This is a genomic window from Paenibacillus sp. MSJ-34, from assembly GCF_018918005.1.
Classification (GTDB): domain Bacteria; phylum Bacillota; class Bacilli; order Paenibacillales; family Paenibacillaceae; genus MSJ-34.
The window spans coordinates 22064-43713 of sequence record NZ_JAHLPR010000003.1; the positions used below are offsets into that span (position 1 = coordinate 22064).

The 21650-nt window shown below is 52.7% G+C and carries 20 protein-coding genes; 13 read left to right on the forward strand and 7 right to left on the reverse strand.

Annotation, left to right across the window (positions count from 1 at the left end; translation table 11 throughout):
• The 4 genes from KQI79_RS01985 to rfbG are packed head-to-tail and all read left to right on the forward strand — an operon-like array spanning window position 1 to window position 3391.
• Entirely contained in the window at window positions 1–768 is a 768-nt protein-coding gene (locus KQI79_RS01985) for a cephalosporin hydroxylase family protein (RefSeq protein WP_216536544.1), read from the forward strand.
• Window positions 769–784: 16 nt separating this feature from the next.
• On the forward strand, window positions 785–1501 hold the full coding sequence (locus KQI79_RS01990; RefSeq protein ID WP_216536545.1) for a glycosyltransferase family 2 protein: 717 nt from the start codon (window positions 785–787) through the stop codon (window positions 1499–1501).
• 13 nt (window positions 1502–1514) lie between these two features.
• Window positions 1515–2288, forward strand: a complete 774-nt coding sequence (gene rfbF / locus KQI79_RS01995) for a glucose-1-phosphate cytidylyltransferase (protein ID WP_216536546.1) — start codon at window positions 1515–1517, stop codon at window positions 2286–2288.
• Window positions 2282–3391 (forward strand): CDP-glucose 4,6-dehydratase, encoded by a 1110-nt coding sequence (gene rfbG / locus KQI79_RS02000; protein WP_216536547.1) that lies wholly within the window; start codon window positions 2282–2284, stop codon window positions 3389–3391. The genes rfbF and rfbG overlap by 7 nt, the downstream gene beginning before the upstream one ends.
• A gap of 84 nt (window positions 3392–3475) precedes the next feature.
• Here the strand turns inward: rfbG and KQI79_RS02005 are convergent, their stop codons facing one another.
• From KQI79_RS02005 to KQI79_RS28130, 4 genes are all read right to left on the reverse strand, one after another.
• Window positions 3476–4456: a substrate-binding domain-containing protein gene (locus KQI79_RS02005; protein WP_216536548.1), complete on the reverse strand. Its 981-nt coding sequence runs from the start codon at window positions 4454–4456 to the stop codon at window positions 3476–3478.
• Window positions 4457–4487: 31 nt separating this feature from the next.
• On the reverse strand, window positions 4488–6251 hold the full coding sequence (locus KQI79_RS02010; protein ID WP_216536659.1) for a cache domain-containing sensor histidine kinase: 1764 nt from the start codon (window positions 6249–6251) through the stop codon (window positions 4488–4490).
• Window positions 6251–7861, reverse strand: coding sequence for a helix-turn-helix domain-containing protein (locus KQI79_RS02015; RefSeq protein WP_216536549.1), 1611 nt, complete (start codon window positions 7859–7861; stop codon window positions 6251–6253). Before KQI79_RS02015 ends, KQI79_RS02010 begins: the two co-directional genes overlap by 1 nt.
• Window positions 7862–8078: 217 nt before the next feature.
• A complete protein-coding gene (locus KQI79_RS28130; protein WP_216536550.1) occupies window positions 8079–9131 on the reverse strand; it encodes a glycosyltransferase in 1053 nt (350 codons plus the stop codon).
• Between the two features lie 270 nt (window positions 9132–9401).
• On the opposite strand from KQI79_RS28130, the gene KQI79_RS02025 reads away from it, so the two are divergent.
• Genes KQI79_RS02025 through KQI79_RS02035 form a run of 3 tightly spaced genes read left to right on the forward strand, consistent with a single transcriptional unit; the run spans window position 9402 to window position 11535 of the window.
• Window positions 9402–10109, forward strand: coding sequence for a glycosyltransferase family 2 protein (locus KQI79_RS02025; RefSeq protein WP_216536551.1), 708 nt, complete (start codon window positions 9402–9404; stop codon window positions 10107–10109).
• Window positions 10110–10130: 21 nt separating this feature from the next.
• A complete protein-coding gene (locus KQI79_RS02030; RefSeq protein WP_216536552.1) occupies window positions 10131–10841 on the forward strand; it encodes a glycosyltransferase family 2 protein in 711 nt (236 codons plus the stop codon).
• A 40-nt stretch (window positions 10842–10881) separates the two neighbouring features.
• On the forward strand, window positions 10882–11535 hold the full coding sequence (locus tag KQI79_RS02035; protein WP_216536553.1) for a glycosyltransferase family 2 protein: 654 nt from the start codon (window positions 10882–10884) through the stop codon (window positions 11533–11535).
• A 10-nt stretch (window positions 11536–11545) separates the two neighbouring features.
• Here the strand turns inward: KQI79_RS02035 and KQI79_RS02040 are convergent, their stop codons facing one another.
• Window positions 11546–12205 carry a glycosyltransferase family protein gene (locus KQI79_RS02040; protein WP_216536554.1) on the reverse strand — a complete coding sequence of 220 codons (660 nt, stop codon included), beginning with the start codon at window positions 12203–12205 and terminating at the stop codon, window positions 11546–11548.
• A 162-nt stretch (window positions 12206–12367) separates the two neighbouring features.
• Here KQI79_RS02040 and KQI79_RS02045 point away from each other — a divergent pair, with 162 nt between their 5' ends.
• The 3 genes from KQI79_RS02045 to KQI79_RS02055 are packed head-to-tail and all read left to right on the forward strand — an operon-like array spanning window position 12368 to window position 14760.
• The gene (locus tag KQI79_RS02045; RefSeq protein WP_216536555.1) at window positions 12368–13216 is read left to right on the forward strand and encodes a class I SAM-dependent methyltransferase; all 849 of its coding nucleotides are present in this window, start codon (window positions 12368–12370) and stop codon (window positions 13214–13216) included.
• Window positions 13217–13238: 22 nt separating this feature from the next.
• Window positions 13239–13958, forward strand: coding sequence for a glycosyltransferase family protein (locus tag KQI79_RS02050; RefSeq protein ID WP_216536556.1), 720 nt, complete (start codon window positions 13239–13241; stop codon window positions 13956–13958).
• Complete coding sequence (locus KQI79_RS02055; RefSeq protein WP_216536557.1) at window positions 13933–14760, forward strand: SAM-dependent methyltransferase; 828 nt, start codon at window positions 13933–13935, stop codon at window positions 14758–14760. The genes KQI79_RS02050 and KQI79_RS02055 overlap by 26 nt, the downstream gene beginning before the upstream one ends.
• A gap of 79 nt (window positions 14761–14839) precedes the next feature.
• Here the strand turns inward: KQI79_RS02055 and KQI79_RS02060 are convergent, their stop codons facing one another.
• Window positions 14840–15598 (reverse strand): FkbM family methyltransferase, encoded by a 759-nt coding sequence (locus KQI79_RS02060; protein WP_230191087.1) that lies wholly within the window; start codon window positions 15596–15598, stop codon window positions 14840–14842.
• A gap of 200 nt (window positions 15599–15798) precedes the next feature.
• On the opposite strand from KQI79_RS02060, the gene KQI79_RS02065 reads away from it, so the two are divergent.
• Window positions 15799–16935: a glycosyltransferase family 4 protein gene (locus KQI79_RS02065; RefSeq protein WP_216536559.1), complete on the forward strand. Its 1137-nt coding sequence runs from the start codon at window positions 15799–15801 to the stop codon at window positions 16933–16935.
• A gap of 6 nt (window positions 16936–16941) precedes the next feature.
• Complete coding sequence (locus KQI79_RS02070; RefSeq protein ID WP_216536560.1) at window positions 16942–18087, forward strand: glycosyltransferase family 4 protein; 1146 nt, start codon at window positions 16942–16944, stop codon at window positions 18085–18087.
• Between the two features lie 107 nt (window positions 18088–18194).
• Here KQI79_RS02070 and KQI79_RS02075 read toward each other — a convergent pair whose 3' ends face one another.
• The gene (locus tag KQI79_RS02075) at window positions 18195–19841 is read right to left on the reverse strand and encodes a peptidase G2 autoproteolytic cleavage domain-containing protein (RefSeq protein WP_216536561.1); all 1647 of its coding nucleotides are present in this window, start codon (window positions 19839–19841) and stop codon (window positions 18195–18197) included.
• A gap of 213 nt (window positions 19842–20054) precedes the next feature.
• On the opposite strand from KQI79_RS02075, the gene KQI79_RS02080 reads away from it, so the two are divergent.
• Window positions 20055–21644, forward strand: a complete 1590-nt coding sequence (locus KQI79_RS02080; RefSeq protein ID WP_216536562.1) for a glycosyltransferase family 2 protein — start codon at window positions 20055–20057, stop codon at window positions 21642–21644.
• Window positions 21645–21650 lie beyond the last annotated feature (6 nt).

The following is a 21650-nucleotide window of genomic DNA, read 5'->3' on the forward strand; positions in this document are numbered from 1 at the left end:
ATGAAAATAACGATCGATTTACATGCGAACACAATGCAAATCGAACAGGGGGATGCCCCGGTTGCACTGAATTTAAACAGCAAAGAAGCGTTCGAATGCCTGTCCGATCTATGGCTGAAATGCGGTTGGGTCAACAAATACGCTTACAGCTTCAGCTGGCTGGGACGTCCTGTCATCCAATTGCCCGAGGATTTAATCCGGATTCAGGAAACGATCTACCGCGTCCGGCCCGACGTGATCGTCGAAACCGGCATTGCGCACGGGGGGACGTTAATTTATTATTCCTCGTTATGCAAAGCGATCGGACGCGGGCGCGTCATCGGCGTCGATATCGAGATTCGCCCGCATAACCGCCAAGCGATCGAAAGCCACGAATTGGCGGGCTACATTACGTTAATCGAAGGAAACGCCATTGCCGAGCCTGTGGTCGAACATGTCAAATCGCTGGTGAACGAAGGGGAAAAGGTGCTCGTCATTCTCGATTCCAATCATACGAAACAGCATGTCCTGCGGGAGTTGGAGTTGTACTCCCCGCTCGTGTCCGTCGATTCCTATATCGTCGCAACGGACGGCATTATGGAAATGCTTGCCGAAATTCCAGGCATTCGCGGCGATTGGGCATGGGACAATCCGAAAGCGGCAGCGGAGGAATTCGTACGCCGTCACCCTGACTTTGCTATCGAGGAACCCGTTTTCCCATTCAACGAAAGCGCCGTTACGGATCGTATCACCTATTGGCCGAGCGCCTATATTCGACGGTTAAAATGAACGAAGGAGTGCCGCCATGAAATACGTGTTCGGATTTTTCTATCGAAACAGCCTGCCTTTATTAAGGCTGGCGCTTGACAGCATCAAACCGTGCTGGAAGCATACGGTCGTCATCGACAATTCGCCCGGCCACGAACTGCAGACCGCCTCGTTTCCGCCGGGGGTTAAAGTTTGCGAACCGCCGGTCCCGCTGTCATTCACCCAATCGATGAATTATTTGATTCGAATCGGCGAGGAACGCGGCGCCGATGTCGTCATTTTTATGCATAACGACGTCGAGATGCATCCGGGAACGATCGAAGCGTATTTGTCCGCAATCAAGACGCTGCTGCAATCGGATAAACAATGGGGCGTTTTGCTGGCCCACGGCTTTCTTGTCGCGGCGCTCAGAATGGAAGCGGTACGCGTCGTCGGTCTATGGGATACGGTCTGGCCCGACATTTACAGCGATTACGACTATTGCCAACGGATCCATATGGCCGGATTCGACCTGGTCGACACCTATTTGCCGCTCACGCATCATAACGGCGGAAGCAATACGATCAAGAACGATCATCAACTCTTCTCCGTTACGCAATTGATGGCGCCGATTTGGGCGGAAGTGTACAAATATAAATGGGGAGGGCCGCAATTGTTGGAAAAATACCGGATCCCCTACGACCCGTCGTCAACCGCGCCTCCTCCTACTTCATGGTCGAACTATTATCATGATTTCAAAACTTATTTGGATTAGGAGGTCTGACGAAGTGAAAGTAGTCATTTTGGCGGGAGGCTTCGGAACGAGAATTAGCGAAGAATCGCATTTGCGGCCGAAACCGATGATCGAAATCGGCGGCAAGCCGATTTTATGGCATATTATGAAAATCTATTCGTACTACGGCTTCCACGATTTTATCATTTGTCTCGGTTATAAAAGCTACTCGATCAAAGAATATTTCGCCAACTATTACTTGTTCGAATCCGACGTTACATTCCATCTCGGCCGGCAAAGCGAGACCGTTATTCATAACTACTCGGCCGAACCGTGGAGCGTGACGCTGGTCGAAACGGGACTGGACACGATGACAGGCGGAAGAATTCAAATGGTCCGGAAGTATGTCGGCGAAGAGACGTTTATGATGACATACGGGGACGGTGTATCCGACATCGATATCGCCCGTCTGGTCAACCTGCACCGTTCGCGCGGCAAACTAGCGACCGTCACGGCGACGCAGCCGCAAGGGAGGTTCGGCATGTTAAATTTGGCGGAGGACGACACGGTCGTCGGGTTTCAGGAAAAACCGAAAGGCGACGGCGGCTGGATCAATGCCGGCTTTTTCGTCTTGGAACCGGGAATTTTCGATTATATCGAGGGCAAGCAAACCAGCTTCGAGAAGGAACCGCTTGAGAGATTGGCCAAGAACGGGCAGTTGGCCGCTTATAAGCATACCGGATTTTGGCATCCGATGGATACGCTGCGGGATAAAAAATATTTGGAAACCATTTGGGAATCGGGCAAGGCGGCCTGGAAAAAATGGTGAGGGCGGCGGCGGATCGAACGTTTTGGCGGAATAAAAAAGTATTCGTGACGGGACATACCGGGTTTAAAGGCTCCTGGCTTTGCCTGTTGCTCGTATCCCTCGGCGCCAAGCCTTACGGCTATGCGCTCCGCCCCCACACGGAGCCCAGCATGTTCGACGCATGCCGATTGCATGAAATCGTTCCGACGGTCTACGCCGATATCGGCGATGCGGAACGGCTGTTTCGCGCGCTGGACGATTGCGATCCGGATATCGTCTTTCATATGGCCGCCCAGCCCCTCGTGCGGGAATCTTACGCGAATCCGCTGCAAACGTACCAAACGAATGTGATGGGAACGGTCCATCTTCTCGATGCGGTCCGCAGGCGTCTTGCCGCAAATCGTCGCCGAACGCGGGCCGTTATTAATGTCACGTCGGATAAATGCTACGAAAATAACGATTGGCCCTGGGGGTATCGCGAAACGGATCCGCTCGGCGGCAGCGATCCTTACTCGAACAGCAAGGCGTGCTCCGAACTGGTCTCCGCCGCCTACCGCCGCTCCTATTTCCACCCGGACCGTTACCCGGAGCATAGCGTAAGCTTGGCGACGGCCCGGGCTGGAAACGTGATCGGGGGCGGCGACTGGGCCCGCGACCGTCTCGTGCCGGACTGCATCCGTTCCTTGCTGGCGGGAGAACAAGTCGCCATCCGCTATCCGCATGCGATCAGACCGTGGCAGCATGTGCTCGAACCGTTAAGCGGCTATTTGACCCTTGCGCGGAAATGCTGCGAGAACGGCGCCGCCTATGCGCAGAGCTGGAATTTCGGACCTGCGGACGAGGATGTTCGCACCGTCGAGTCTGTCGTGCAAACCCTCTGCTTGCAATGGGGAGCGAGCGCCGCGTACGAAATCGCGCAAGGGGTTCATCCTTACGAAGCGCATACTCTTCGGCTGGATTGCTCCAAAGCGAGGACACAACTCGGTTGGCGGCCGATCTGGAAGCTGGATCAGGCGCTCTTCCAAACGGTCGATTGGGTGCGCGCCTATGCGCGCGGCGAGGATATGCGGGCGGTCACGCTGCGGCAAATTGCGGAGTATGAAGCCGGGTTGGCGGCCGAATGACCCGATCCATCAAATATCGGGAACGAAAGCAACTGATTAGCGATATAAATTCGTTAAACGGGTATATTCGTTCCCGCTCCTCGATTATTTTTCCACAAACGGAAACAGCAGCTTCTGATTTTCTTTCGTATACATATTCGCTTTCGTAATGACTTCCGAACCGGTGTCGATCAAGGCGCTTACTTGTTCTCCGTCGATCGCTTGCACCGCCGTCTTGACTGCCAAATATCCCATATTGAAAGGCTTCTGCACGACCGTGGCCTGCAAAATGCCTTCCTCCAGAAAGGCGATCTCCTCCATCGAATTGTCGAAGCCGACCAGTTTGACGCGGTCCGCCGCTTGAAGCTCCTGAATCGCCTTCCCCGCGCCGACGGTCGAAATTTCGTTCAAACCGACAATTCCCCTGACGTGAGGATGATTTTCCAGAATACTTGCGGCAATCTCGTACGATCTCTCTACCGAACCGTAGCAATAATAAGTGTCGATCACCGAAATGCCGGCCTCCTTCAAACTGTTGCGCACCCCTTCCTCGCGTTCCATCGCGGTGGCCGATCCTTTGACGAAACTGATGATAGCGACCGTATCGCCCGGACCGAACCATTGATTCATCAATTTGCCCGCCTTTTCGCCGGCCGCCACATTATTGGTGGCGATAAAACTCGAAGACAAATTTCCGGACAAGCCCGAATCCACCGTCACCAGCTTAATTCCCGACTTCACGATTTGGCCGGCGACGGGAACGAGCAGTTCATAGTCGGCAGCCGCCAGTACGATCGCTTGCGGACCCATCGCAATTTCTTGCTCCAACAGCCGGATTTGGCCCTCGATGTTAAATTCGGAGTCGGCCCCGACGACCCGCACCTCGGCTCCGTACTCTTGCGCCGCGGCGAACACGCCTTGTTTCATCGTCTGCCAAAACTCGTAGTTTTGCTCTATCGTTTTCGGCACGAACACGATTTGCTTCTCTTTCACCGCCAGTTGCGCGGAAGCGGCCTTGAATGCGGCATAGATTAGAAAACATGCGATAGCGGCGGCCAGCGACAACCCGATTGCTTTGCGAAGCATTACGTCACCTCCAATAGAATGATTGTACGGCCTAATCGACGATTTCCGGAATGCGCAGGGTGACCGTCGTTCCCTCGTCCGGTTCGCTCTCGAATTGCAAGCCGAAGGCTTCTCCGAAATATAGTTTCAAACGATGATTCACGTTTTGCAGCCCCACCCCTTTGCCGGTTTCCAAGAATCGTCTTTTATCCAGCAACGTTTGCACGATCGCCGCGTCCATACCGACTCCGTCGTCCGCCACCTCGAGCTCGACGATGCCGCCGGTTTTCCGTCCCGTAATGCGAATATGGCCGGCGTCGGCTTTATGTTTGATGCCGTGGTACACCGAATTTTCAATAAGCGGCTGCAGCACGATTTTCAAAATTTTGCATTGCAGCAGCTCGGGATCGACATCGATCGAATAGGTGAATTTGTTCCGGTAACGTATATTTAAAATCATCAAATAATTTTCCACATGCTCCAGTTCGACCGCAATCGGCACCAATTCCTCCCCTTTGCCGATGCTTGCGCGCAGCAGTCTGGACAAGGCCGACGTCATTTTGACGACCTCGTCCACCTTGTTCATTTCCGCCATCCAGATGATCGAATCCAACGTATTGTACAGAAAATGCGGTTGAATTTGCGCCTGAAGCGCCTTCAATTCGCTCACCCGCTTCGTTTCCTGCTCCCGCACGATCTGATTCATCAGTTCTTTGATTTTTCCGATCATCAAGTTGAACGTACGGGCCAATTTCCCGATTTCGTTCGGGCTCACAATATCGACGCGAATGTCAAAATCGCCTTTCTCTACCCGCTTCATATGCTTTTCGAGATTTTTCAACGGTTTGATCAGCGTAATCGAAATAAAGACCGAAATAGCCAATGCGAACACAAGGCATAGAAACCCCCAAATCGCCGAAGAAAACTGCATCTCCCGCTTATTCCCGACCATTTCGTCCGGGTAGGTGACGCCGACGATTTTCCAGCCGAAATCCGACGTGCGAATCGAATAGATTTTGGCGTCTCGCCCTTTGCCGACTTCGATCGAACCGTCGTCTGCGGCCAATATCTTCTCGAATTCCTCCGTTTTAATTTGCGTATAAATAATTTGCTGCTGCGGATGATAGATCAAATCGCCTTCCGGGTCCAAAATAAAGACGTACCCTCTCTTGCCGAGATGGATATTGCTTGCCAAATCGTTGATAATGTTATAATTCAAATCGACCAGCAGCACGCCTTTATAGTCGCCCGCTTCGTCGGACAATTGGCGGCTTAAGGAGACGACCCACCGATATTCTTTATGGAAAAGATGCTGAACGTGGGACGAAGAAATAATAATGCGCCCTTGCGCTTCGTCGGCGTCGGTATACCATTCCTGCCGCGTCAACTCCCCGTAAGCTTTCGTCCGGGCGTTCGCGCGGTCCGAGACGACCGCTCCGTTCGAACCGACGAATAGAATGGAAGCGATATCGCTTCTCGAGCCGACAATGGAATGAAACAATCCGCTCAATCTCGCCGCCAGCTCTTCCCCTTCCTTCGCGCCCGGATCGTCAAGCGATAAGTAGCGTTGCAAATCCCCGTTGCCGAGAGCGAAATTCGAGACGCTCTCCATGTTGTTGATATACGTCTGAATGTTAATATTGACTTGATGAACCAACTCCATCGTATTGTCCCGCGCATTGTTCGTCACCGCTTCGACCGACAGCCTGTAGGCGTTAAAGCTTAAAATAACGGTCGTGCATAGAATAAGACAGGAAAAGGCGAAGGCGATATTCGTATGTATGCTTTTAAACCGCAGCAAATTCCCGAGTCTCATCACGCTTGTCCTTTCTGCAAAGCCCGATATTCTTTGGGCGTCATGCCCGTATTCCGCTTGAATATGACGCTGAAATATTGCGGATCGCTATATCCGACCCTTGCGGCGATATCGTATGTCTTCCATTGCGTGAAGGCGAGCAGTTCTTTCGCTTTCTCCAGCCGGTAACGCGTCAAATATTCGACAAACGTTTCACCCGTATGCTGTTTAAACAACGAACTGAAATAACTGATGCTTAAGTAGACATGATTGCATACTTGGTTGAGCGAGAAGTCCGGATCATTGTAGTGTTCGCGGATATAGGATTCCGCCAGGAGCATTTGCGATTGGGCGACATTTGTCCGTTTCTCCGTCAAATCCGAAATGATGCTGCGGCAAGTTTCGTCCAGCCATTCCTTAACCGCGTCCATCGTTTTCATCGCGGCGATTTGCGCGAACGGATTGTCCCCGAACGCTTGGGCGTCGTCGATTCCCGTCTCGGCAACCGCGCTCTGCAAGGAAACGATCAATCTTTGGATCGATCCGCGGCATTTGTCAAGCGAATAGCCGGACATCTTCATCTCTTCGAGCCATTCGTCCAGCGCGGCGGACACAGCCGCCCCCTTCCCCGACTTTACGGCCGAGACGATTTTGCGCTCCCATTCGTCGAAGCTGATCTGATCGATGCTCTTGCCGTATTCCAAATCGTTGATCGAGATCAGCTTGCCGACACCGAGCAGAAACCGGTAATCCAACGCTGAAAGCGCTTCCTGAAACGAAGTCGAAATATGCGCGATATCGCCGTACGGCCTGCCGATGCCGAGCGACACGGTCAACTTCACATATTTTTCAACGCTTTGTTTCGCGTAGCTTGCCAACGTTTGGGCCGATAGTCCGACTTCATCCTCCGCCCCGGAGCAGATAATCGCAATTTTATCGTCGCGCGTCCGGAATACGATGTCGCCGGCTTCTTTTTCGAAAATTTCATGAAAAATGTTGAAGGCGGCAAAACGCAGCAATTCCGTCTCCGTCATTTGGTTTTCATACGACGTTCGTTGAAACTCGTCGACATCCGCGACGATCGCGACGTACGCCGGACCGGGCAGAGACAGGCGGAAATAGCGCAGCTTCGCCTCGATTTCCTCCCGCTTCAACCGGGATGCGGCCATTCGCTCCAGAAAACGTTCGCGCAGCAGCGGCAAGCTTTGATTCAATTGAATCCGCAATTGGCTCAAATCTTCTTTTCTTTGCCGTTCCTCATCCAACTCTTTCCTCATTTCGGACAAGAAACGGGTAAATTCCTCGGAGTTGATCGGCTTGAGCAAATAATCGCTCACTTTCAATTTGATCGCTTGCTTGGCGTATTCGAAATCTTCATATCCGGTCAAAATGACGATTTTCACGTCCCGATAACGGTTGACGACACGCTCCGCGAATTCGAGCCCGTCCATAAACGGCATGCAAATATCCGTTATGATCGCGTCAGGCTGCAGCAGTTCCATCGATTCAAGCGCATCCCTCCCGTTGCCGAAATCGCCGACCAGGTCGAATCCGCAAGCGCGCCAATCCGTTTTCCGTTTAATGCCCTCCCTGACCTCGTCTTCGTCTTCAACAAGGATGATTTTGTACAAAAACTCCACTCCTTTGCTGACATTCCCGGATTTTATTTCATTGTACTTAGCTTAAACATACTCGGCAAACATTTCCTCGCATCGAATCGGGGAAAAGGCTGCCCGTTGGCGAGCAACCTTGCCTGAAACTTTTTACGTTTATTCTATCCGGGACAAGCAGCGTATGGAATGGACTATTTTCCTTAAAAAAGTCGAAAATATTACGATAAAATTGCCGTTACAAGTATGCCTTGACCAATTCCCAAAATATGTTTTCCGTATTTTCCCGGCTAAAATATTTCAGTCGCTCCTTCTGCCGGCTAATGATATTGCGTCTCAATTCTTCGTCCTCCGTCACCTGATGCATCAGCGCGGCGATTTGCCGATCGTTTTGATTCGCGGCGAGCAAACCCGCTCCTCCCAGCGTTTCTTCGACGGCTCCGCCTGCGCGGGCGATAATCGGAACGTTGAAATACATCGCCTCGAGCAGCGGCACGCAAAATCCTTCATGCTCGCTCATGCAAAGGAACAAGTCGGCGTTCAAATAATATGCCTTTAACTGCTCGAACGGCACATGGCCGACGATATGGACGTCTTCGTATCCTTTCTCCGCGATCAGCCGGTTCAATTCGTTGACGTAAGCGGCGAAAGCGGCGTAGCCGACCAGAAACAGCCTCGCCCCCGGCTCCATGTTGTTCCGGTAAAAGGCGAACGCCTCCATTACATCCTCGATCCTTTTATTCGGTACAAGCCGCCCCACGAACAGCACATCCTTGCGTTTTTTGCTGCTGCGCAGCCGGTACAGCATCATATGATCCGGGGGACGGTTATATTCGTCGAAATCGACGATGATCGGCGAAACGGCGTGATGCAAGAAGCCAAGCTGCATCAGTTCGAGACGGTTATATTCCGAATCCGCAAGCGCAAAATGGATATGCGGCATGAGAAATTTCAGCTCTTCCCTGCCCTTCTCGCAGAAGGACGCGAGCTCTTGGTCGTATTTCGCATAATAACGGCCGGGAGTGATGTTATGGTATATCATCCACCTTCGTCCGGTGAACGAAGGGATTCGATAGCTTAATTCGCAGCCGATGCTCATATGGTATATCACGTGGCTGTCGAGCGGGATATGCTTCGCCGGAAGCACCGAATCTTTAAAAATCGGGTGTATGTTTTGCGCATAGATTTCCGAGCGGACCCCTCTCCGGTTCAAACATCGTTTTATGTTCAACGCGGCGTTGCCGATCGCGTCTCCGTAACTCATCGTCAAGAGCAGTTGATTGATTTCCACAGCTGTTTCTCCTCCCTTCGATTAGCTTCGATTCCCCCACCCTTTCATTTCGTTTCCATCATTATATGAGTCGAGCGGGGCCTGTGATTATAACAATCGCCCGCACGGCATACACCATACGGCAATCGTCTGCGGCCGGCCGGCGCATAGTTCCTCGTAATAGATTGATAACCTTTTTTTGTTCGCTCAAGATATTCGTCGCAGCCATCCTCCCATCGCGATCATACTATGAAAATATGACAACCTCTCAACACTTTTAGGAGGGATCGTATGAAATATTTAGTAGGTTTTTTCTATCGCAACAGTCTCGAATATTTAAAAATCGCCGTTCAAAGCGTGAAGCCCTTCTGGAAGCATATCGTCATTATCGACAATACGCCGGAATTGTCCTTGCGCTCGGAGCGCGCATTTCCGGAAGGCGTAACCATTGTGGAGCCGCCTTCCCCGTTAACGTTCACCCAATCCATGAATCTCATTATACGAATGGCGGAGGAGCAAGGTTGCGATGCCGTCATTTTTATGCATAACGACGTACAGGCGCATGCCAATGCGGCGGATCGGTTTCTGCATACGATGAACGAGCTGCACCGCAGCGGCATTCATTGGGGCCTGCTTATGACGCAGCAGTTTTTGATCGTTGCGCAAAATATGAAGATGATTCGCGAGGTAGGCCTTTGGGATACGGTTTGGCCCGATATTTTCAGCGATTACGATTATTGTTACCGGGTATATTTGTCGGGTTATGAAATTTTGAAATTGGAGCTTCCGCTGACGCATCATAACGAAGGCGGAAATACGGTGAAAGCCGACTTGAACCTCTGGTCTTTAACGTTGCTTAACGCGCCGATGTGGCATGATTACTATCAAATCAAATGGGGAGGCGAAATATTAAAGGAAACGTACCGCGTTCCTTTCTCGCCCGGCTCCGCTAACAATCAAGCCGAGGATTGGACCCAACGTATTCGAAACATGTCATGATCAATAGGAGAGGAGTAAGCCATGAAATATATTGCCGGTTTTTTCTATCGAAACGGCCTCGATTATTTGCGGCTCGCCATTCAAAGCCTCAAGCCTTATTGGAAGCATACGGTCGTGATCGACAATACGCCCGGGTTGTCGCTTCGTTATGAAGCGCCGTTTCCGCCCGGCGTCAAGACGATCGAACCGCCTACGCCGCTAACGTTTACGCAATCGATGAATTATTTAATCCGTATGGCAGAGGAGCAAGGCTGCGATGCCGTCATTTTTATGCATAACGACGTTGAAGCGCATCCGGGCACGGCGGAGAAATTTTTGGCGGCGGTCAAGAAGCTGCACGATCAGGGCTCGAACTGGGGTCTGGTAACGGCGCACGGTTATTTGCTGGCAGCGCTCAGCATGAAAGCTGTCAAACGAATCGGTTTATGGGATACGTTCTTCCCTGCCATATTCAGCGATTACGATTATTGTCAGCGGATCCATCACGGAGGCTTCGACATGTTGGAAACCTATTATCCGTTAACGCATCATAACGGGGGAAGCAATACGCTCAAGAACGATCAGATGTTATGGAATTTGACCGCGATGTACGGGCCGTTATGGCTGGAATATTACAAGATCAAATGGGGCGGAGAGCCTTTGCATGAGACGTACCGGATTCCTTTCGATCCGAATTCGACCGTGCCTCCCCCCACTTCCTGGTCCAATGCGGTCATTGCCTACAACGGGTAATATCCGCTTAATCGCCTCTGTACAGAAAGGAGAATCGCAAGTGAAATATTTGGTAGGCATCGGATTTGTAAACAGAGTTGACTTGTTGGTTAAGGCTGTAGGCAGCATCCCGGCCTATTGGCCGCATACGACGATCGTCGACAATTCGTATGAACATATTTTGCGCGGACATGCGCTCGCAAGTATCGTCGCCATCGACGAGTCGCCGATTCCGCTCAGTTACAGCCAGACGATGAATTATTTAAAAAGAAAAGCGGTGGAGGGCAGCTACGATGTGCTCATCTACATGCATCACGATACGGAAGCAATCGTCGGAACGCCCGAAGCGTTTCTGGAACAACTTCGGTCATGGCAGCAATCGGGCCAGCCTTGGGGAGTGGCGTTCACGAACTGCTACTCGATGGCGGCCTATAATGTGCAAGCTCTTAACGCGGTCGGAGCCTGGGATTATTTGTACTTGCCGAGTTATTTCGCCGACACCGATTATTACCGCAGGCTCGCCTTGGCCGGGTACGGTTGGGTGGCCACCGGGCTGCCGGTAACGCATCACGACGGCGGCGGCAACACCTATAAGGCGGATCCGCTTCTTTCTTTGCTGCATCCGATCACAACCCCGCTATACTTGCGCTATTATATGGCCAAATGGGGAGGAGCGCCCGGCGCGGAGCAATACGTCACCGCATTTAACCAATAAACGGCGGCGGCTAGAACGGCCAAGAGTACAATTGCATAAACCGCGCGCGGCACTGTTCGTACCGGTTCCAGTCCACATCGTCCAAGCAGTAGTGAAACACCCACGGTGCCGCCTGAGCGGGAACGACGACGCGATACCCTTCCCGGCGGAAACGGATCGATTGGGAAATATCGTAATAATGAAATCCCCCGATCCTCTCGTCCCACTCCACATCATACTGCGTGATCATCATCACCCCGTCGATCGCCTCGACGTCCGCATACTCCTGCGCCACATCGCCCAAATGCAAATATACGTACGACTGGAAGACCGCCTCCACTTTCCCGTATTGCGGGCTTCCTTCCCACCATGTGCCCGTCGCCGGCACGTTGACGGCTCCGGCGACGCCGAGCATGCCGATGTTTCCGTCCAACCGGAACACCTTGATCATGTCGGAGATGAAGTTCGCGTTCGTAATATACGTATCTTGGTGAAGATAAACTTTATATTTCGCGCCGGTGCGATGCATCGCCCGGTTATACCCTTTGGTCATGCTTTCCGCGCCGTACATGGGAATCAGTTCGATCGCCATGCCGGACGGAATGTGCAGCCTGTTCACATGCGCCACATGCCGTTCATACGTTTTCTCATCGTTCACGCAGCATATAAAAGCTATCAAATAGGGATTCATGTTCTATCACCTCTCGCAATACGGACCAAAACATTATGTAACATACTATGCCGCATCGCCGCAAAGGAAAGGGCATTTATTTTATTTCATAGGAATAGTTAACCATCCAAGCGGAGCGAACGCCCTTTACATATCATAGCATGGCGAAACACGATACAGGGGGTGGGCAACATCGCAGGAAACGAACGGCTCGTCCGTCAGACGATCAGCCAATACAATCAGAGTCAGGTACGAATTCCGCAGAGCAAATTCCGCGAACTGTTGAATATGCCGCATAACGATGCGGAATTCACCGGCGAACGTTTGATTATAAACGATCATGTGAAACGGCAATTCGATAAAGTGTTCCGCGAGCACACGCTTCGCTACGATTTCGCCAGCCGGTTCGTGCAAGGAAATACCGTTCTCGATGCCGCTTGCGGCGTCGGATACGGCACGAAGATGTTTGAGATCGCCGGAGCGGAGCTGGCCATCGGCGTCGACGCATCTGCGGAGACCGTTTCGTACGCAGCTATGCATTACGCGGGGGAAAGGGCGCAATTTATGGCTGCGGACATTCATGCTCTGCCGTTCCCGAACGACAGCTTCGATATTGTTGTCTCTTTCGAAACGATCGAACATATTCCCGACGGCGCGGAATGGATTCGCGAATCGGCCAGGGTGCTGAAGGAAGGCGGGCTGCTCATCATTTCGACGCCCAACCGGAGCAGACATAGCCCGGGAATTTACTTCGGCGAAAAACCGCATCATACGTTCCATTTGTTCGAATACAGCGTGAACGAATTCGTCGGCGAGCTCCTGACGCGGTATGACATTGTCGAATTGTACGGGCAAACATTCGTGCATGATTACGAATGGTACGCCACCCGGTTGGAAAGGGCATCCCGCGGCTTGAATCCCGAATATGTCCCGCCGATGATGGAATTGTCCTATGATTATTCCCTCGTGCCCCTGAGCCGGGTCAAAAACGCCCAGCCTACGTTTGTCATTGCCGTGTGCCGCAAACCATGAATTTAACAATGGAGGGATTCGAGTGCAGGCCGATCCTCATTCCATCGCTTTCATTTCTTGCGTGTCGGACGAAAAGCTGTTCAGCCGGTCCGTATCGTACATCAACGGCTTGCATCTTCCGCAAGGCTTCTCTCTGGAGATCGTTCCGGTCTACCGTCCCCGCAGCATGGCCGCCGGATACAATGCGGGAATGCGGGCCAGCCGCTCGAAATATAAAGTTTATTTGCACCAGGATACGTTTCTGATCAACCCTTATTTCATTTACGAATGTTTAGAAGTTTTTGGACAAGAACCGGCAATCGGCATGATCGGCGTCATGGGCAGCCGGAACCAGCCCTCCTCCGGGACGTGGTGGGAAGGCGAACCGCTCTATACGAAATGGGTGTCGTTCGTCGATAACGTCGTTTCCACGCAAACGATTAACGAGATTCGATCCGGCTACGAACCTGTCCGGTCGATCGACGGCGCGCTTATGGTGACCCAGTACGATCTGGAATGGGATGAACGGGTCGAAGGCTTTCATTTCTACGACGCCGCGCATTCCATTCGCTTCACGGCACAGGGTTACCTGATCGCCGTCCCGGCCCAGAAACAGCCTTGGATGATGCATTACCGTTTGCATGATACGAATTGGGAGGAATACTACGCCGCGCGGGACAAATTTACGCGTCTATACGAATGGGCGCTGCGCGATTCGCGCGGAAAGGAGCTGGAAGATGCTGCAGTCAAAAATTTGCAATGAAAAAGATTTTCTTACGGAATGGTATCTCGAAGGTTGCGCAAAAATGAAAGTCGAGACGTTTCTGTTGAAATCGCATCGGCATTTGCGCAGGGAACAGTTTCGATTTCACCGCAAACTGTGGGAATGGTGCTACATTTATCAAGCGCTGCTCGAACGGGGAATGCTGGCCCCCGGCAAGAAAGGGCTCGGTTTCGGCGTCGGACTCGAACCCTTGACCGCCGCTTTCGCATCGAACGGCTGCGCAATTACGGCGACCGACCTGGATTTCGATTCCGCCAAATCGCTCGGCTGGGTCGATTCGAACCAGCATAGCGTCAGTTTGCAGGATTTGAATCTGGAGAATATATGCGATCCCGCCCAATTTGCGCAGCTTGTTACCTTTGAATATGCGGATATGAATGCGATCGATCCGAAGTTTTACCATCAATTCGACTTCACCTGGTCGTCCTGTTCTTTCGAGCATTTAGGGTCCATCGAACTGGGCAAACAGTTTATTGTCAACCAGATGCATTGTCTGCGTCCCGGCGGCGTCGCCGTGCATACGACCGAATACAATCTTTCGTCGAATACGGATACGCTGGACCACGATTTGACCGTTATTTTCCGCAGGCAAGACATCGAATGGATGGTGGAGACGCTGCGGACGCAAGGATACTCGATCGCGATCGATTATACGGTGGGCGCCGGTCCCGTCGAATCATGCGTTGACGTGCCGCCTTTCGCGCACAACCCGCATCTTCGCCTGCTGCTCGGCCAATATGTATCGACATCGATCGGACTTATTATAAGCAAGCCGTTATGAAGCCGATGAGAGGGATTCCCCCTCTCATCGGCTTTATCGCTTTCGCAAGGACAACCATCCGGACGAACCGGACGTTGGATTATCGAACAAGCATAAGGTCGATATGTTCGATATCGCGATAGCTTTCCAGAAATTCGACGGTCGTGCCCGTTACTCTGAAATCGCGGTGAAGAATATGATAGTTGAATCCATGCTCCGCAAACCGGCGCAAAATCGGCCCCGTATCCCGGTTGGACCAAAGGGCAGGGCAATATTCGAAAAAGATCGTCATCGGGCCGTTCGCTTCGATCATTTGGAATAAATTATCCATAATTTGCGGTTCCCCGCCGTCGATATCGATTTTGACCACATCCGCTTTCAAGCCGGGCAAATAATCGGTAATCAATCCGGTCGGAACGTTCGTCTCGGTAACGCCGTTTAAACTTTCGGCCCCGGGAAAGAAGATGCTGGCTCCCCCTTCGCCGTACGTTTTCAAAGTCATGATGCCTCGCGTGTCGGATACGGCGACCCGGTTTAAATGAACCCGGCCTTTAAATCCGTTGTAAGAAATGCTCTTCAGCATATTTTTATGGTAGAACGGATTGGGCTCAAACGCGTGAACGACCCCTGACGGACCGACCAGCATCCCGGCCAGTAACGAATAATAACCGCAATGCGCCCCGATATCCAACACCGTCATGCCGCTTTTGACCGTCGAAATGAATACTTGCGTCACGTAGTCTTCCCATAAACCGCTCATCGCAATTTCCAAGCAGACGGGATCGCGCGGATCCACGAATATCCGGGGGCCGTTGGCCAAATGGGTGAAGACGGTATGATCCCCTAAATACATGGGCATTTTGTTCAAATTGTGATCATTCCCCTCGCTAAACATTGCCGATCAATGATGTATTATATGCTCCGCATACCGGGTGGAATAGACCAATCCAACGCCTTCCCTAATTTTTATCGTTCATTACGCCAACGCACATGTCCCCCATTCCGTCGATACATATACTAAGTAAGGCGCGAATAAGACGAATAAGGAAGTGAAGCGAAATGAGTTGTTACTCCGGGGTATACTGGATAGGACATGTATACGATATGGGAGGTTACGGGAACGTTTCCCGCAATTACTTGCGAGCGATGGAGACGTTGGGGATCCCCGTGTTTATCCATCCGGTCGGAGAAGAGCACGCGGAGATAGGACCGGAAACGAAGCAATGGCTGCAGCGGCTGTCCAATCCGAATATCGGCGAACGGGCCGTTTACGTTTTTCATTCGCTTCCTTGGGATGGCTTCGCGAAAACGCCGCTGCCCCATGCAGCGAAAAAAATATTCATTACATTGTTTGAAACCGACCGTTTGCCGCAAGACTGGCCTTCCATTTGCAATATGGTGGATGAAGTATGGGTTCCTTCCTCATTCAATTACAATACGTTTTTGCAAAGCGGCGTCATCGCCTCCAAATTGAAAGTATTGCCTTATGCGATTGACGTCTCCCAGTTCTATCCCGGGAGGCCGCATGAGCCTTTTCCGTTTCCCGCCGGCATCGGTTCGTTTAAATTCACCTATGTGTTCAATTTCGATTACCGGAAAGGGTATGATCTGCTCATTCGTTCGTTTTGCGAGGAGTTCGCCGCCGACGAGGACGTGGCGCTCGTTCTAAAACTATATATCTATAAACAAGAGTACTCGTACGAGCATGTTATGGCGGAGATTTGCTCCTGCATTCCCCCCGAACGACTTCAAAAGCAAATTGTCATTTTCGTCGAACCGTTCACACAGGAGCAGTTAATCAGCTTATATGCAAGCAGCGACGTATATGTCTCTATGGACCGCGCTTGCGGCTGGGGAATGACCGTGATGGAAGCGATGGCGCTCGGCATTCCGACCGTGGCTATTCGTTGGGGCGGCTCAACCCAGTTTATGAATGACAGGAATAGCTTTCTAATCGAGACGGAGGGCAGGCTCGTTCCCGTCGATGCCAAATTGCAGCAAGCCAGACCGAACGTATATTACGGACATATGTGGGCGGATGTGTCGATCCGGAATGTGCGGAAAACGCTGCGCGAAGCTTACGCCAACAAAGCGAAAAGGGAAGCGGTGGCCAGGCAAGGGGCTTACGATATTCATACCCAATATTCGCCGTATGCGATCGGTCTGCAAATGAAGCGGCTGCTGGAGGAAGGATAAAGTCCGATGACGAGCGCGAATGACGGAAGAGGCGTTAATTTGATCGGTTTTATCCGTTCCGAGACCGGCATCGGGCAGTCATGCCGCCTTGCGGCAAACGCGTTGGAAACGGCGGGCATACCGTTCTGCATTTTGCCCTACGAATTCGGCGATCCTTCCCGCAATGCCGAGACGGGCTGGATGCATAAAACAAGCGCCGTCCCCCTGTACCAAGTGAATCTATTTCACGCGAACGCGGATCAGATGCCGGATGTCATTCGGCATTTCGGCCTGCAATTATTTGCCGGCAGATACAATATCGGTTATTGGCATTGGGAACTGCCCGAATTCCCGGATCGATGGCGGGGCAGCTTCGACCTGCTGCAGGAGGTATGGGCGCCCTCGCAATTTATCGTGCGCGCGGTCGCCGCCAAATCGCCGGTCCCGGTCATGCGAATACCGCATGGCATCGCCATGTCTCCCCCCGGCCTGTCCGGTACGGACGCTTCTCGAACGGGCGGATGCGACTGCCGCCGGCTGACGGAAGACCGGTTTACATTTTTATCTATGTACTCCGTCTATAGCTTTCAAGAGAGGAAAAATCCGTACGGCGCCATCGACGCTTTCCGGCTGGCCTTTCGGCGCGACCATAATAAGGCCGCCCTCGTCGTCAAAATCAATCATGCCGCCGATCACCCCGAAGAAGTGGAGCGGCTGCAAGCTTACGTCCGGAACGATCCCAATATTCGATTGTTGAAGGATACGATGACGCTCGCAGAAGTGCATGCATTGCTTCGCCAAGCCGATTGCGTCGTATCGTTGCACCGTTCCGAAGGATTCGGATTCGTGTTGGCCGAAGCGATGGCGGAAGGAATCCCCGTCATCGCTACTCATTGGTCGGGTAATACCGACTTCATGAACGAGCGGAATTCCTGCCCCGTCCAATACAAGCTTGTCCCCGTCGGAACCCGGCTTGGGCCTTACGAAGCGTACCAAACATGGGCCGAACCTTCGGCGGAACATGCCGCGCATTATATGGAACGATTATTTTACGACGACGCTTATCGCATGGAAATCGGCCGTGCGGCCCGGCAAACGATACGGGACGCGTTTTCGCCGGAAGCGTCCGGCGAAGCGATGAAGGGGCGGCTGCAATCGCTTGGTTTGCTGTAGCGATCCATTATCAATGCCGCGGCCCAAACGCCAGGAGTCCGCTCCCTGTCGCGCCTGAACAGCGCAATAGGGAAACGGACTCCTTTTCGTTCGCGCCAAGCCGGGCGTCAGCCGCGAAACAAAATAACGATTTGCCCGGGGGCAAGCCGTTTCAAGACGCGATAGCCTTGTCTCGCTTTGGTGGCAATGCCCTCACCGTTCGGCTTGCAATAACCGTTCGCTTCGCATGTGCCGTCGTCCCGGACGGTTAATTTGCCGAGCAGACCGACGGCGACCCATTCCTGCCGCTTCCTGCGGGGCACGTACTCCCTTGCCGGATCCCAAGCGGGATTCAATATCGGCTGAAGTTCGGTGCGCTTTGGGACGATAATTTTGCCGTCCTCGTCTTTTTGCGGCGGTACGTTTACTTCTTGATATTGCACCCTGCCCCATTCATCGACCGCGTATTTCCCTTGCCAATGGAGCTCCTGCGTGTCGCCCGCCACGGCTGGCGCCGCCGCGGTCACGCCGAGCACGAATTTATCGCCGTTGCCGGCCAAGCGGACGCGATCCGCTTCCAAGGTGACGAAATATCCCGGCTCTATCGGATTTCCGTCCGTCGTTTCGAATAATTCCGCATACCCCGGCGCGGCCGCGCCGTAAAACCCGTCGACGAACATATTGCCGGTCGTGCCGATGACTTTCGCGGCAAGACTAAGATTGGCGTCGTCGGTCCCGTTTGCCAAATACCACGAGTAATGCCCTTCCAATCCGGAATCGGCCTTGCCGTATTTTCCCATAATATGTGCGCCGTCCTGGCTTTTGACCAATGTGCGGATCCCTTCGGCATGCGAAGCGATGCCGCCCGCCTCGTTGCACGCGCCTTCGGCATGCGCGGCAAAGGCGGAAGCTTCCGTGCCGGAACCTTCGGCATGCGAATAATCGCCGCCTGCGTATGTTTTGCCGCCTTCCGCATGCGATGCAGCTCCGCTTGAAATCGTAAAGCTTCCTTCCGCGTGGGAAGCCGCTCCGCTCGCGTTCGTGGAGTTGCCTTCGGCATGCGAAGCGAACGTGTTCGCCTTCGATCCGGAGCCCTCGGCATGCGAAGCGAACGCAATCGCCTGCGTCGAGTTCCCTTCGGCATGCGCGGCAAACGCAATCGCCTCGGTCGAATTGCCTTCCGCATGCGCGGCAAAGGCGGTAGCCTTGCTCGTATTGCCTTCGGCATGCGAGCCGAATGCGACCGCGATCGTGCCCGAGCCTTCCGCATGGGACGCGAAACCCGCAGCGGTCGTGTTCGCTCCTTCCGCATGCGCCGCTTCGCCGCCCGCGGAAGTTCCCTTCCCTTCGGCATGCGCGGATTCCCCTTCCGCAACCGTGCCCGAGCCTTCCGCATGCGATTGGTCCCCTTTCGCATGGGTCGCGCTTCCCTCCGCATGCGATGCAATGCCGGCTGCGATCGTCGCGTGCCCTTCCGCATGGGAGCTTACGCCTTCCGCTGCCGTGCTGGATCCTTCCGCATGCGCCATTTCGGCTTTCGCAGCGGTAGCGTAGCCTTCCGCATGCGATACGTTCCCGATCGCTCTGGAATTCGAACCTTCGGCATGGGAGGCCACACCTTCCGCGATAACTGCGTAGCCTTCCGCATGAGAAGCGTTCCCTTGCGCATATGTGCCCGAGCCTTCCGCATGGGAAGTGATCCCTTCCGCAACCGTGTTCATCCCTTCGGCCATAGAGCCTTGGCCGGTCGGATTACGGTTAAACCCATCCGTCATCGAATCCACCCTTTCCATAATCCAATCTTTATATTTAATGCATCCTATAAGCGAATGGATAGGGACAGATTACCTATCTTGCCGGCAAAGGCGCAAATCCCAACCAAGCCCTCCACGTTTACCGTTTCCTTTCGTTCAGGCATCGCATTTAATAAAGAATAGTGCGAGAAAACATCGTCAGTTTAGCATATTGCGCTGGAAAGGAATGAGCATATGGATCATCTTCGAAACAATCCGAAAGTTTCCATCATTATTCCGGTCTACAATAATACGCCGTACTTGAAGCAAGCCATTAATTCCGCGCTTAACCAAACCTATCGAAATATCGAATTGATCATCGTGGACGATTGCTCGACCGATCCGGAGGTAGCCGGCATCGTAGCGGGGTACAGCGGCCATCCACTTGTGCGCGTGTATCGAAACGAACGAAATCTTGGCATCTCCAACACGCAGAACGAGGCCTTATTCCGATCTTCCGGGGACATCATCGCGTTTCTCGATTGCGACGATATGCTGGAACCCCACGCTGTCGAGTTGTCCTTATTGCATTGGACCGATGAAACGAAATATTCTTTTTCCGACCGTATGCATATCGACGAATATTCCAGGGATACCGAACGCGTCGGCAGCGAGCGTTTTCCGAAGCGGGATATCTTTACGGAGCATCTGGACGGGAATATGTATGCAACCCATTTCAAGATGATCAGCCGCGACGTGTTTTATAAAATCGGCATTTTCAATCCGAAATACGATAGCGCCCAAGATTACGACTTGGCGTTAAGAGCCGCTTTCCATTATCCGCGCTCCGCTTTCGTCCACGTGCCGTATGCGATATACAAATACCGAATCCATTCCGGACAGACAACCCATATCATTTTGCAGCATCAGCTTCATCAAGCCGCGCTTATTTCCGGAGAAGCGGTCTTGCGGAAAAAGATTCGCGAAGGGCTCTTCCATACATTCGTCACGTTCGTCGTCATCGTTCATGAAGCGAATGTACATACGTTGGAGTGCGTACATTCGATCGAAAATACCGTTCGCATCCCGCATGAGATTATTCTCTTTGACAACGGCTCGTCGGCGGCAAACGGACAATGGATCCGGGATTGCATGCAATCTTTCGCAAATGTAACAACCGTCCGTTCAACGGACAAACTGAGCTCGGCCGAAGCGAAAAAAGCCGCCTTGCAGCATGCCAGAAAAGACGCCTATTATATTTTCATCGATCCTCACAATGTGGCGACGGAAGGATGGATCGAAGAGTTGCTCGTTCGTGCCGAAGAAAGCGGCGATATCGGATCGGTCGCATGCCGTGTCATATACTCCGACTTTACGGTGCAGCATGCGGGAGGATACGAGCGCATAGAGGGGCAGCGAATTTCCTTCAAGCTGCATCATGCCGGGCAATCCTTTTTGGAACTTCCCACGTTTCAGCGGCATGAGACCGATTGGAACCCAGGCGGGGCTACATTGTATAAGCAAATTATGATACCGGACCATTATTATTATTTTTACGACGATATCGCGGTCTCGTACGAGTTGCGCAAACAAGGCAAAATTCTCGTGAACGCCCCCAACTCCTTGCTTGTTCGCAGAAAGGAGCGATCGGCCGAGGCGTCGCCGCCTCTTCCCGACGATCCGCATCCCGGGCTGCTGCTCAGGTCGGCGGCGCAGTTCTTTATGGAGCGCCGCATCATTCCGGACGATGCCGCCGTCTATCGTATCAACCATATCGACAGCCGGGCGATCACCGATCAAGAATTGGCGGCGGCACTTTGCATGTCGTATCTCGCTTGCGATTAAATTTTA